Source organism: Arthrobacter sp. H-02-3, from assembly GCF_003097355.1.
Classification (GTDB): Bacteria; Actinomycetota; Actinomycetes; order Actinomycetales; family Micrococcaceae; genus Arthrobacter; species Arthrobacter humicola.
In genome coordinates this window covers 140,160-153,239 of record NZ_PYUI01000002.1, presented here as the reverse complement: position 1 = coordinate 153,239, position 13,080 = coordinate 140,160, and the positions used below count along the sequence as shown (strand labels likewise).

Here is a 13,080-nt window from a genome sequence, read left to right as displayed (position 1 = left end):
CCACGTGAAGCTGCGCCTGTTCCCGCAGGAATCCGCCGGGCTGAACCTGCTCTCCCAAATGGCGCGCCAGATCGTGCTGGCAACCGGAACCCTGTCGGAGATCCTCGGCGTCCCGGCCAGTGAGCATGCCCGGCTGGTGGAGGACATGCACAACCATGAAGCTAAATCGGCGGAGCTGCACTTTGCGCTCCTGACCCACATGCGGACCAGTTTCGTGAACCCGCTGCCCCGCGAGGACATGTACGCGCTGTCCCGGTATCTCAACGAAGCGATCGAGAAGCTCGATGCCGCCGCCGAGCTCGTCTCCCTCTACAAGCTGGAACGGCTGCCCAAACGCGCTGCGGACCAGCTGGAAATCATCAGCCGGCAGGCCGAGCTCACCGTCGACGCCATGCGGAAGCTGAACAACCTGGACGACCTTGAGGACTACTGGATCGAGATCCTGCGCCTGGCCAAACGTGCGGAACGCACGCACAGGGTCTGGGTTGCGGACATGCTCCGCGAGATGAAGTCGACGCAGTACGCGCGCAACCGCGACATCGCGAACCAGCTCGTGGAAGTCACGAAGGACATGCGCCGGATCGCCACCCAAGTAGGCAGCATCATCGTCAAGGAATCCTGAGGTGATGATCTTCTTCTTTGCCCTGGTGCTGATCTGCGCCGGGGCGTTCGCGTTCCTCAACGGCTTCAGGGACGCGTCCTCGTCGGTGGCCCTGGCCGTGCGGACACGGGCGCTGACCCCCACCGTGGCGGTCCTGCTGGCCGCCCTGTTCAACTTCATCGGCGCCGGGCTGAGCGCCGCCCTGGCGCTGGCTGTCAGCCAGGCGTGGGTGTCGCTTCCGCCAGGCACGAACGGCCTTACGATCCTGCTGGCCGGGCTGCTCAGCGCCATTCTTTGGGGCATCTACATGTGGTGGCGCGGGATTCCGACTTCCTCCACGCACGCCCTGGTCGGCGGTCTCGCCGGGGCAGGGGTCGGGAGCGTCGCCGTCGGCGGTCATCCCGTCACCGGTGTTGACGCTTCCCTCGTGTACCAGGTGGCGCTCCCTCTGCTGCTCTCACCGGTGATCGCTTATATCGGGGCGTACCTGCTGGTCTGGCCCGCCAGCTGGGCCGCCCGTTACACGCCGCCCAACGTGGTCAACTCCCGGTCGCGGCGCGCCCAGGCCATCGCCGCGGGCGCCGTTGCCTTCGGCCACGGGCTGCAGGACGGCCAGCGCACCAGCGCTGTGGTGATCCTCGCGCTGGTAGCGGCCGGGCTCTCCGACGGCGGTTCCGTGCCGGTGTGGGTGGCCGTGCTGACCGCCGTCCTGCTGTCGGCCGGAACGCTGGCCGGAGGCTGGCGGATTTCCTACACGATCGGCTACCGGCTGACCCGGATCGACCCCCTGCGCGGATTTGTCTCGCAAATGTACAGCTCGGTGATGCTGCTCGTGGGCGCGATCGGGTTGCATTGGCCCGTCTCCACAACGCACACCGTGACGTCGGCAGCCCTTGGCGCCGGCGCCAACCAGAGCTTCCCGGGCACCAACCGCAAGCTGGTGATCCGCATCCTGGCGCTCTGGGCCCTGACCCCGGTTGCCACCGCCGCCGCCGCGTTCGTCCTTCAGCTGGCGCTCTCGCCGCTGGCAGGGCTGTAGGACTCCTCGATTGCTCCGCAGGTGCCCTTTTGAGGGCACAAAACGGCACCTGCGGAGCAATCGACGAGCGGGTTGGTCTATCCGAAGCGGCCGGAGACGTAGTCCTCGGTGGCCTTCTCGGTGGGGTTGCTGAAGATGGTCGGGGTGTCGCCGAACTCGATCAGCTTGCCCGGCTTGCCGGTACCGGCAATGTTGAAGAAAGCCGTCTTGTCGGACACGCGGGCCGCCTGCTGCATGTTGTGCGTCACGATGACCACCGTGTACTGGTCCTTGAGCTCGTTGATGAGGTCCTCAATGGCGAGCGTCGAGATCGGGTCCAGGGCCGAGCAGGGCTCGTCCATGAGGATCACCTGGGGCTCCACGGCGATGGCACGGGCAATGCACAGGCGCTGCTGCTGGCCGCCGGACAGGCCCGAGCCCGGCTTGGACAGGCGGTCCTTGACCTCGTTCCACAGATTCGCGCCCTGCAGGGAACGCTCCACCAGGACATCAGCCTCGCCCTTGGAGATCTTCTTGTTGTTCAGCTTCACGCCGGCCAGCACATTGTCCCGGATGGACATGGTGGGGAACGGGTTGGGGCGCTGGAACACCATGCCGATCTGGGAGCGGACCGTGACCGGGTCAACGCCGGGGCCGTAAAGGTTGTCGCCGTCCAGCAGCACCTCACCTTCAACCCGCGCGCCGGGAATGACCTCGTGCATGCGGTTCAGGGTGCGCAGGAAGGTGGACTTGCCGCAGCCCGAGGGGCCGATGAAGGCCGTGACCGACTTGGCGTCGATGTTGATGTTGACGTCTTCGACGGCCAGGAATTTGCCGTAGTAGACGTTCAGGTCCTTGACGTCGATGCGCTTAGACATGGTGTTCCTTCACTTGCTGGAGGTATTGACGGCGGGCGCGGCGCTGGCCTAGCGGCCGGTCTTTGGGGCGAAGAGGCTTGCAACCAGGCGGGCGCCCAGATTGAGCAGCATCACCAGGATGATGAGCACCAAGGCCGCGCCCCAGGCCCGCTCGGAGGACGGGTCCGGGTTGGACGGTGAGGTGGGGTTCAGGATCTGGGTGTAGATGAAGGTGGGCAGCGAGGCCATCCAGCCGCTGAACACGTTGGTGTTGATGGTGGTTGCGAAGCCGGCGGTGACCAGGATCGGTGCGGTTTCGCCGATTACGCGGGCGATCGCGAGGGTGATGCCGGATGCGATGCCGGAGATCGCCGTCGGAAGGACCACCTTGAGGATGGTCCGCCATTTGCGGACGCCAAGGGCATAGGCTGCCTCGCGGAGCTCGTTGGGGACAATCTTCAGCATTTCCTCGCTGGAGCGGACCACCACCGGGATCATCAGCACGGAGAGTGCGACGGCGGCGACGGCACCGGTCTTGGTGCCCGGGCCGACCACGGCGAAGAAGGCGGCCGCGGCGAACAGGCCGGCCACAATCGAGGGGATGCCGGTCATGACGTCCACGAAGAAGGTGATGGCACGGGCCAGAGCGCGGTCCTGCCCGTATTCCACGAGATAAATCGCGGTCAGCAGTCCCACAGGGACCGAGATGAGGGTCGCGAGCACCGTGATCAGCAAAGTGCCCACGATCGCGTGGTAGATGCCGCCCAGCAACGGGGCGCCTTGTTCCACGGTCTTGTTGTCGAAGGCGCCGGTAACGCCGTTCATGGAGGTGGTGAGGAAGCCGGGATCCAGGAGCCCGGGGAGCCCGTTCACCAGCACGGTCCAGATCACCGACACCAGGGGCAGCAGGGCAATCAGGAAGGAACCCACGACGAGGCAGGTCGCCAGCTTGTCCTTGGCCTTGCGCGAGCCTTCCACAACGAGGCTCCAGCCCACCAGGCCGGCGGCGAAGAGGATGGCGGAGACGAGTCCCCAGCCGAAGGCGTTGAATCCGATCAGCGCCAGGATAGCGGCGCCGAGGATTAAGGCAACGGCCAGGACGATATACGGTGCGGTCTTGGGCAGCTGGCCTTTGGTGAGGGCCGAGCGCTTCCGGACCGGGGTCAGGGTGGAGGTCATTTAGTTGGCTCCCGAGAATTCTTTGTGCCGGCTAATGATGCCGCGGGCGATCACATTCACGCCGAGGGTGATGACGAACAGCACCAGGCCGGCGGCGATCAGCGTGTTGACCTTGAGACCGCTGGCCTCGGGGAAGTTCAGGGCGATTTCGGCGGCGATGGTCTGGTTTCCGGTCTGGATCAGGCTGGCGGTGAGGGCGCCGGAGGAAAGGACCAGCGCGACGGCCATGGTCTCTCCTAGTGCCCGGCCCAGTCCCAGCATCACGGCGCTGATGATTCCGGGCCGGCCGAAGGGCAGCACGGTCATCCGGATCATCTCCCAGCGGGTGGCGCCGAGTGCCAGCGCGGCCTCTTCATGCAGCTTGGGGGTCTGCAGGAAGATCTCGCGGGTCAGGGAGGTGATGATCGGCAGGACCATGACGGCGAGGACGATTCCAGCGGTGAGGATGGTCTTGCCGGTGGCCGAGGCCGGGCCCTGGAAGATCGGCAGCCAGCCCATGTTCTTGGCCAGCCAGTCGTAGGACGGGGAGATTTCCTTGGCGAGGAACGCAACACCCCAGGCGCCATAGACCACGGAGGGGATGGCGGCGAGCAGGTCGACCACGTAGCCGAGGCCGGAGGCGAGGTTCCGCGGGGCGAAGTGCGAGATGAAGAGCGCCACACCGATGGCGAGCGGGGTGGCAATCACCAGGGCGATCACGGCGGCGATGAGGGTGCCGATGACGAGCGGCCAGATATAGGTGAAGAATCCTTCACCGCCCTGGATCTGGTCGGCCGGAGCCACGAGGGCCGGGATCGCCTGGACGACCAGGAACAGTGCCACGCCGAAGAGCACGGCGAGGATCAGACACCCTGCCGCCAAGGTGGCGGCGGAAAAGACTTTGTCACCGGTGTGGCCTGCGCCCCGGGACTTGGTCAGGGAGGTGGTGGTCACTTCATGGTCCTTCGGTTTGGGTGGGAATCCGGGCTACGGCTGCGGACGCTTCCGCGGCCGGGGTCCGGCAAATCCTGGTTCTTCGAACAAATGCGTCGGTTCCCTGCCCCGTCGCGGCCGCCGGTGGCGGCCGTTTCGGAACAGGGAACCTTCGTCAGGCTGGTGTTTCCACTATGCCTTTGAGCGCAACGTTTCCCTAGGCCTTGCCCTTGACTGCCTCGAGGGCCGTCTTGACCTTGCCCTGGAGGGCCGCGGAGAGCGGTGCCGACTTGGCGGAATCGGCAGCGGCCTTCTGGCCGGCGTCGGACGCTGCGTAGTTCACAAACGCCTTGACGAGGTCGGCGGTGGCCTTCGTGTCATAGGTGGTGCAGACGATGTGGTAGGACACCAGGACGATCGGGTAGGCGCCCGCAACCGTGGTGGTGCGGTCCAGCTTGATGGCGAGGTCGTTGGCGTTGCGGCCCTCGACCGGCTTGCCCTGGTCGACTGCCTTGGAAGCAGCCTCGGGGGAGATCTTCGTGAAGGAGTCGCCGACCTTGACCTGCGCGGTGCCGAGCTTGCCGCTGACTGCGGAGTCGTCGGCGTAGGTCACGGCGCCCGGGGTGTCGGTGACGGTCTTGACGACGCCGGAGGTGCCCTTGGCGTTCTCGCCCTTCAGGCTCGCGGGCCAGACGCCGGCGGCCTTGTCGGTCCAGACGTCGGGGGCGACGGCGGCCAGGTAGTCGGTGAAGTTCGTGGTGGTGCCCGAGTCATCCGAGCGGTTCACCGGGGTGACCTTGAGGTCCGGCAGCTGGACGCCCGGGTTCAGGGCCGCAATGGCGGGGTCGTTCCAGTTGGCCACCTGGCCGCGGAAGATCTTGGCAATGGTGGCGGCGTCGAGCTTCAGGTCCGTAATGCCCGGCACGTTGAACGCCACGGCGATCGGGGAAATGTAGACCGGGATGTCGAGAGCTCCATCGGGGCCGCACTTGGCCTTGGAGCTGGCGAGCTCGTCGTCTTTGAGGTAAGCATCGGAGCCGGCGAACTGGGCCGAGCCGTCGAGGATCGCCTTGCGTCCGGCGCCGGAACCGTCCGGGGAGTACTGCACGGTGGCACCCGGGTTCGCGGAGGCGAAGTTGGTCTTCCAGACATCCATGGCCGCGCCCTGGGCGGTGGAGCCGACGCCGGTCAGGGTGCCGGTGACAGCGGGACCCGAGGCGGACGGCGCGGCGGACGTAGCCGCGTTGGTTGCGTTGTCCGAACCGCAAGCGGTCAGCGCGAGCGCGCCAACGGCGATGACAGCGATAGCCGCGTTGCGGCCGAAGCGGAGTGCCTTCACTTAGATGTACCCCTTCCAGGGCTTTGCGTGCCGGGCCGGAGAAGGCCCGCAAGGATGCGTACGGTTTGTACCTTTACCGAAGGTAGGTCGCCCAGATGAAGAGAATTGCGGTCCAAGGTGAACGGCTGGTTAACGACGCCGGACTATTGGTTTACATCTGCCGGGTCTCCATTGTGTTCTGTGCGTCACGGTCGTATCGGTGAAACCCCAAGAAGGACCCTTGGGACAGACCCGCCGTGCCGGACTGCCGCGCCTGCCCGTTGCGTCCGCGATTGTGCCGTCCCGGCCCGTGACAAGGCTGTGACCGGGCCGCGACAAGGCCGTGAACGGCCGGCGCGGGGCAGCAAATAGACTGGAGGGCATGGCCTCCGCGACTGGACTCTCTGCAAGCGCACGATTCCTGCGCGGCCGGGTCCGCACCGGCTTTGTCCGGAGCCGGAACTCCCTCATGCCGGCCATCCAGATGACCGCGTGCGCCGTGGGCGCCTACGCGTTCGCCGAATACGTCCTGGGGCATAGCGGGCCGTTGTTCGCTGCCACCTCATCCCTGATTGCCCTCGGTTTCTCCCGCGACCCCAGGCTTCGCCGCGTCATCGAGGTGGGTCTGGGCTGCACCCTCGGGATCGTGGTCGGGGACTTGCTGCTGCACTGGCTGGGCTCCGGGATCTGGCAGGCCGCCGTCGTTCTCCTGTTTTCCATCCTGCTGGCCCGGTTCCTGGACAGCGGGACCATCTTCACCACCCAGCTGGGTCTGCAGTCAGTACTCGTGGTGCTCCTGCCCGCGCCGGCCGGGGGCCCGTTCACCCGGAGCATCGATGCCGTGGTGGGCGGAGTGTTCGCGCTGCTCGTGACCATCCTCGTGCCCAAGGACCCCCGGCGTGAACCCCGCAATGACGTCAAGAAGCTCCTGCACGAGCTCGCCGAGGTGCTGCGGGAATGCGCCTCGGCGCTGAGCTACAGCGACGCCACCCAGGCCTGGCATGCGCTCATCCGCGGGCGGAACTGCCAGCCACTCATCGACGCCATGCGGCAGTCGCTGCGCGCTTCCGGCGAGGTGGCCACCCTGGCACCCGCCTACCGGCGGCACCGGGACGAGCTGGACCAGATGGATCAGTCGCTCGACTATATAGATCTCGCGCTTCGCAACAGCCGGGTCTTTGCCCGCCGGCTGACCAGCGCCATCAACCATGCGGCGCTCTCGGACGAGGCCACCCAGAACATCGCCGAGGTCCTGCAGGAGACGGCCGCCGCCGTCGACGAACTGTCGCTGGGCCTGGCCGAGGTGCACGACGGCACCCGCCGCGCCCACCTGCGCACGGCCCGCTCCGAGCTGCGGCAGATCGCCGGGCGCCTGCATCCCCGGATCCTGGACGTTCACCGGCTCGAGGGCGAAACGGTGGTCATGCTGTTCCGGCCGCTCATGGTGGATCTACTTGAGGCCGCCGGCGTGGATTCCGGGGAAGCCCGGGACATCCTTCCCCCGCTCTAAGCACGGCCCCTCACCCCGGCCGCGCCGTTCGTTGTCGCTGCCCCCGGATAGTGTGGACCAATGGCTACAAAGACTTCCCGGGGGCCGAAGGCACCGGGCTACAAATGCGCCGAATGCGGCTGGACGACCGTCAAGTGGGTGGGCCGCTGCGGCGAATGCCAGGCGTGGGGCAGCGTCGAGGAGACCGGCACCGCCGTCGCCCGGACGACGGCGGCCACCACGGTCCTTGAACCTGCCCGCCGGATCGCCGACGTCGACGCCACCACGGCGGCCTTCCTGCCCACCGGCGTGGACGAACTCGACCGCGTGCTCGGCGGCGGGCTGGTGCCCGGCGCCGTGATCCTGCTCGCGGGCGAACCCGGGGTGGGCAAGTCCACCCTCCTGCTGGACGTTGCCGCGAAGTTCGCCCGCACCGCGCAGGACGTCCTGTACATCACCGGCGAGGAATCCGCCGCCCAGGTCAAGCTCCGCGCGGACCGGATCGACGCCGTCGCCGAATCCTTGTATTTGTCGGCCGAAACGGACCTCGGGCAGGCTCTGGGGCAGGTGGAAAAACTCGAACCGCGACTGCTCGTGGTGGATTCGGTGCAGACCCTGAGCAGCGCCGACGTCGAGGGAAGCGCCGGCGGGGTGTCCCAGGTGCGCGAGGTTGCTGCCTCCCTGATCGCCGCGGCCAAGCGCCGGAACATGACCACGCTGCTGGTAGGACACGTGACCAAGGACGGCTCCATTGCCGGGCCCCGCCTGCTGGAACACCTCGTGGATGTGGTCTGCCAGTTCGAGGGCGAACGGCACTCGCGGCTGCGCCTGCTGCGCGCCGTCAAGAACCGCTACGGACCTACCGACGACGTCGGCTGCTTCGACTTGAACGAGGACGGCATCGAGGGCCTCGCCGATCCCAGCGGCCTGTTCGTCTCGCGGACGAAGGACCCGGTGTCCGGAACCTGTATCACGGTGACGCTCGAGGGCCGCCGGCCGCTGCTCGCCGAAGTCCAGGCGCTGCTCGCCGAGAGCGCCAGCTCGCAGCCCCGCCGCGCCACCAGCGGGCTGGACAGCTCGCGCGTCGCGATGCTGCTCGCCGTCCTGCAGCAGCGCGCGGGCTGCCTGCTGAACAAGGATGACTCCTATGTGGCAACGGTCGGCGGAGTCAAGCTCAGCGAGCCCGCCACGGACCTGGCCGTGGCCTTGGCCGTGGCTTCCGCGAAGGCCAAGAAGCCCCTCCCCCAGCGCCTGATCGCCTTCGGCGAGGTAGGCCTGGCAGGCGAAGTCCGTCCAGTCCCCGGCATCAACCAGCGCATCCAGGAAGCACACCGGCTCGGCTTCACCCATGCCGTGGTGCCGTCCAGCCCCAACGGGCACGGCCCCGTGCCCGCGGGATTCACGGTCCGGGAGGTCGGCCACCTGGCCGAGGCACTGGGGCTGCTGATCAGCTGAAGCCCGGGCAGCCCTGGAACGTGGCGCCCGCAACCGGAGCCTCCGGCGACAGGCACAAAGACGACTTAGGGCCCTAGCACTGGAGCCCCCACAGACGCACGATTGGATTGTGGCCAGGGACGGTCGCACGGGATGCGGCCGGCCGGCCCGGCCGGCGCGACCGCGGCGAAGGGATGCGTCATGATGTGGGGTTACGGGTACCAGATCGGCTGGATGTGGCTTTGGGGCGTGTTGCTGCTCGCCGGGATTGCGGTGCTGGTCATCCTGGCCATCCGGCTCGCGACAGGCGGGGTTCGCCATAACGGCGGGGGCGTGGCGCCGGGCCCGGGCCCGCATGGTCCCGGGCAGTATCCGCCGCCGGGGCCGGTCACCCCTCCCGGTTCTTTTCCTCCTCCCAACGGACCTGTTTCCCCGCCGCCCGGACGGTCCCAGGCCCGCCTGATCCTTGACGAACGCTTTGCCCGGGGCGAGCTCTCCGCAGAGGAGTACCGCGAGAGCCTGAAGGTGCTGGGTGAGGAGTCCTAGTGCAGCCGCTCAGCCGCCGCAGCGCCCTGCTCCTGGGCGGCCTTGGCGTGGCCGGAACCGCGGCCGGAGCAGCGGGGCTCGCCTGGACGCTGACGTCCCTCAGCGCGCCGGTTACCGGGGCTGCCCTGACGCACCCGGCCGAACTTCGCAGCGCTGGCGGCAGCCTCGCGCTCGAGCTGGAGGCGGCCCGGGGTCCCGTGCAGCTTGCCGGCCGCCAGGCCACGGCCCTTGGCTACAACGGGACCAGCCCCGGCCCCACGCTGCGCCTGCGCGCAGGTGACGTGCTCAGCATCCGGCTGACCAACCGCTTGGCTGAACCCACCAACCTTCACGTGCACGGGCTCCATGTGTCCCCGGCGGGGGCTGGGGACAACGTGTTTGTCGCGGTGGACCCCGGCGGCAGCTTTGATTACGAATACCGGCTGCCGGCCGACCACCCGCCCGGCGTCTACTGGTACCACCCCCACCACCACGGCATGGTCGCGGAGCAGATCTTCGGCGGCCTTTTCGGCGCGATCGTCGTCGAGGACGCCGCCCCCCTTCCGGTGTCCATGGACCGCGTCCTGGTGGTGTCCGACACGGACCTGGACGCCGCCGGAAACGTCCGGGACGTTCCGCCATCAGAACGCATGGCCGGCCGGGAAGGCGGGCTGGTGCTCGTCAATGGCCAAAGCAACCCTCTGCTCAGCGCCCTTCCCGGGCAACGGGAGCGGTGGCGGCTAGTCAACGCCTGCGCTGCCCGCTACCTGCGGCTGCAGCTGGACGGACAGAGCATGCAGCTGCTCGGCATGGACTCCGGGCGATTCCAGTCGCCGGCAGCCGTGGAGGAGGTGCTCCTGGCGCCGGGGAACCGGGCCGACCTTCTCGTGACGACGATGGCCGGCGAGTCCGTTCTCCGGTCCGCTTACTATGACCGTGGCAGCATGCCCGGCATGATGGGCCGGGGTCCTGCCGGACGGGCCCAGGGGGACCCTTCCCAGGGCATCTCCCTGGCGACGCTCCAGGTAGCGGGCGAATCCGTCCCCGGCCCCTCCGGGGTGCCGCCCCAACCTGCCCCCGCGGATCTGCGCCAGGCACCTGTCGCCGCGCACCGGCAATTCCTGCTGGCAGCCGGCATGGGCGCAGGGAGCATGGGCGGAGGCGGCACCGGGATGATGGCCTTCACCATCAACGGCCGGGAATTCGACGAGGCCAGGACGGACACCACCGTAGCGGCCGGCACCGTGGAGGAGTGGACCGTGGTCAACACCAGTCCCATGGACCACCCGTTCCACCTGCACGTCTGGCCGATGCAGCTCATCTCGGTCGATGGCGCAGCCCCCGCCTCCCCTGCCTGGCAGGACGTGGTCAATGTGCCCGCGAACGGACGCGTGACCGTCCGGATTGCGTTCAGGGACTTCACCGGACGATCCGCGTATCACTGCCACATCCTGGACCACGAGGACCTCGGGATGATGGGCGCCATCGAGGTCCGCTGAATCACTCGACCTCTTGCGCGAAATACCCCCCCGGGGTATGTTGGGGCGTAGCCATCAATGACTGAGCACCCTTCAGGAGCATGCATCATGGAACACCGGCACACCGGCCCCGGCGTTGACAAGAGTGTCGACCCACACACCCGCAGCCACGGCCCGCACGGGACGCCGCACGGTGGCCACGGGGTGCATGCGGCCGCCCCCGCCACGGCAGGCCCCGCCGGGGACAGCCACATGGTGCACAGTCAGGGACAGCATGCCGGGCACAGCGTCGCGATGTTCAGGGACAGGTTCTGGCTGAGCCTGGCCCTGGCCGTTCCGGTGGTCTTCTTCAGCCCCATGTTCGCGGATCTCCTCGGCTACGAGCCGCCCGTCTTTCCCGGCTCGGCCTGGATTCCCCCGGTGTTCGGCACGGCGATCTTCATTTACGGCGGCCGGCCTTTCCTCAAGGGCGGCCTCAGTGAGCTGAGGACGCGCAAGCCGGGAATGATGCTGCTGATCGCGATGGCCATCAGCGTTGCCTTCATCGCCTCCTGGGTGACCAGCCTGGGCCTGGGCGGTTTCGACCTAGACTTCTGGTGGGAGCTGGCGCTACTGGTCCCCATCATGTTGCTGGGCCACTGGATCGAGATGCGCGCCCTCGGCTCCGCCCAAGGCGCACTGGATGCCCTGGCAGCTCTTCTGCCCGACGAAGCCGAACGCGTCACCGGCGCCGGGACGGAGACTGTCAGCGTCTCCGAGCTCCGCGCCGGAGACACCATCCTAGTCCGCCCCGGCGGCCGGATGCCGGCCGACGGTACGGTCAGCGACGGCCAGGCCGAATTCGACGAATCCATGATCACCGGCGAATCGAAAACTGTCCTGCGAGCACCGGGGGATCCCGTGGTGGCCGGCACCATCGCAACGGACAACTCCGTGCGGGTCCGGGTGTCAGCCATCGGCGAGGACACCGCCCTCGCCGGGATCCAGCGTTTGGTGGCCGAGGCGCAGGCATCGTCCTCCCGGGCCCAGGCCCTCGCCGACAGGGCGGCCGCGTTCCTCTTCTACTTCGCCGCCGGAACCGGCCTCCTCACCTTCGTCTTCTGGACCTTGATGGGCAGCGTCACCGACGCCGTCACCCGCACCGTGACCGTCCTCGTGATCGCCTGCCCCCACGCCCTGGGCCTTGCCATCCCGCTCGTCATCGCGATCTCCACCGAGCGGGCAGCCCGGGCGGGCGTCCTGATCAAGAACCGGATGGCGCTGGAGCGGATGCGGACGGTCGACGTCGTGCTCTTCGACAAGACCGGAACCCTGACCCGGGGCGAGCCGGAGCTCAAGGGAGTCGTGAGCGCCGCAGGCGCCGGCACGGCAACCGGCCAGGACGCAGTCCTGGCCCTCGCGGCCGCCGTGGAAGCCGACAGTGAACATCCCGTAGCCCGTTCCATCGTCGCCGCCGCCCGGGAACGGGGGTTGGAGATTCCGACGGCGGACGGGTTCACCTCGCTGACCGGCCGCGGAGTCCGTGCCACGATCGGTGGCCGCACCGTTTACGTGGGCGGCCCGGCACTGCTCCGGGAACTGGGTCTGCAGGAGCCCCCGGCTTTGGCCGCCGCCACCGGGGCCTGGCTGGAGCGCGGCGCAGCTGTGCTCCACGTGGTGGACGGCGGCACCGTGCTGGGCGCTGTCAGCCTCGAGGATGCCGTACGGCCCGAGTCCCGCCAGGCCGTCCGGGCCCTCCAGGCCCGCGGCATCAAGGTGGCCATGATCACCGGCGACGCCCGGCAGGTCGCGCAGGCCGTCGCCGCCGAACTCGCCATCGACGAAGTGTTTGCCGAGGTCCTGCCCGCGGACAAGGACAAGAAGGTGGCCGAACTACAGGGCCGGGGGCTGAGAGTGGCCATGGTGGGCGACGGCGTCAACGATTCCCCCGCGCTGGCACGGGCGGAGGTGGGGATTGCGATCGGCGGCGGCACGGATGTGGCCGTGGAATCCGCCGGTGTGGTCCTGGCCGGCAACGACCCCCGGGCCGTGCTGTCGATGCTCGACCTGTCCAAGGCGAGTTACCGGAAGATGTGGCAAAACCTCGTTTGGGCCACCGGGTACAACATCATCTCGGTGCCGCTGGCGGCCGGGGTTCTGGCCTTCGCGGGGATCGTCCTCTCCCCCGCCGCGGGCGCCGTGATGATGTCGGCGTCGACAATTGTGGTGGCCCTGAACGCGCAATTGCTGCGCAGGCTCAAGCTCAATCCGGCTGCGGCCGGCTGAGCGG

11 protein-coding genes are annotated in these 13,080 nt (G+C 68.1%); 7 read left to right on the top strand and 4 right to left on the bottom strand.

Going from position 1 to position 13,080, the window contains the following annotated elements:
* The first annotated feature begins 4 nt into the window (after positions 1-4).
* Both C9424_RS03100 and C9424_RS03095 read left to right on the top strand, forming a co-directional pair.
* Positions 5-622 carry a DUF47 domain-containing protein gene (locus C9424_RS03100; protein ID WP_116765472.1) on the top strand — a complete coding sequence of 206 codons (618 nt, stop codon included), beginning with the start codon at positions 5-7 and terminating at the stop codon, positions 620-622.
* Between the two features lie 4 nt (positions 623-626).
* A complete protein-coding gene (locus C9424_RS03095) occupies positions 627-1,640 on the top strand; it encodes an inorganic phosphate transporter (protein ID WP_116765647.1) in 1,014 nt (337 codons plus the stop codon).
* Between the two features lie 77 nt (positions 1,641-1,717).
* On the opposite strand, the gene pstB is transcribed toward C9424_RS03095, so the two are convergent.
* From pstB to pstS, 4 genes are all read right to left on the bottom strand, one after another.
* Positions 1,718-2,497, bottom strand: coding sequence for a phosphate ABC transporter ATP-binding protein PstB (gene pstB / locus C9424_RS03090; RefSeq protein ID WP_091250115.1), 780 nt, complete (start codon positions 2,495-2,497; stop codon positions 1,718-1,720).
* Between the two features lie 48 nt (positions 2,498-2,545).
* Complete coding sequence (gene pstA / locus C9424_RS03085) at positions 2,546-3,655, bottom strand: phosphate ABC transporter permease PstA (RefSeq protein ID WP_116765471.1); 1,110 nt, start codon at positions 3,653-3,655, stop codon at positions 2,546-2,548.
* Positions 3,656-4,588 carry a phosphate ABC transporter permease subunit PstC gene (gene pstC / locus C9424_RS03080; protein WP_091250109.1) on the bottom strand — a complete coding sequence of 311 codons (933 nt, stop codon included), beginning with the start codon at positions 4,586-4,588 and terminating at the stop codon, positions 3,656-3,658.
* A gap of 196 nt (positions 4,589-4,784) precedes the next feature.
* On the bottom strand, positions 4,785-5,906 hold the full coding sequence (pstS, locus tag C9424_RS03075; RefSeq protein WP_116765470.1) for a phosphate ABC transporter substrate-binding protein PstS: 1,122 nt from the start codon (positions 5,904-5,906) through the stop codon (positions 4,785-4,787).
* Between the two features lie 361 nt (positions 5,907-6,267).
* Between pstS and C9424_RS03070 the strand changes: the two genes are divergently transcribed.
* The 5 genes from C9424_RS03070 to C9424_RS03050 all read left to right on the top strand — a co-directional run bounded on the left by C9424_RS03070 (position 6,268) and on the right by C9424_RS03050 (position 13,076).
* The gene (locus tag C9424_RS03070; protein WP_116765469.1) at positions 6,268-7,395 is read left to right on the top strand and encodes an FUSC family protein; all 1,128 of its coding nucleotides are present in this window, start codon (positions 6,268-6,270) and stop codon (positions 7,393-7,395) included.
* 60 nt (positions 7,396-7,455) lie between these two features.
* A complete protein-coding gene (radA, locus tag C9424_RS03065; RefSeq protein WP_116765468.1) occupies positions 7,456-8,829 on the top strand; it encodes a DNA repair protein RadA in 1,374 nt (457 codons plus the stop codon).
* Between the two features lie 180 nt (positions 8,830-9,009).
* Complete coding sequence (locus tag C9424_RS03060; protein WP_116765646.1) at positions 9,010-9,354, top strand: SHOCT domain-containing protein; 345 nt, start codon at positions 9,010-9,012, stop codon at positions 9,352-9,354.
* Complete coding sequence (locus tag C9424_RS03055; protein ID WP_116765467.1) at positions 9,354-10,832, top strand: multicopper oxidase family protein; 1,479 nt, start codon at positions 9,354-9,356, stop codon at positions 10,830-10,832. The genes C9424_RS03060 and C9424_RS03055 overlap by 1 nt, the downstream gene beginning before the upstream one ends.
* Positions 10,833-10,919: 87 nt before the next feature.
* The gene (locus tag C9424_RS03050) at positions 10,920-13,076 is read left to right on the top strand and encodes a heavy metal translocating P-type ATPase (RefSeq protein WP_116765466.1); all 2,157 of its coding nucleotides are present in this window, start codon (positions 10,920-10,922) and stop codon (positions 13,074-13,076) included.
* Positions 13,077-13,080: the final 4 nt, after the last annotated feature.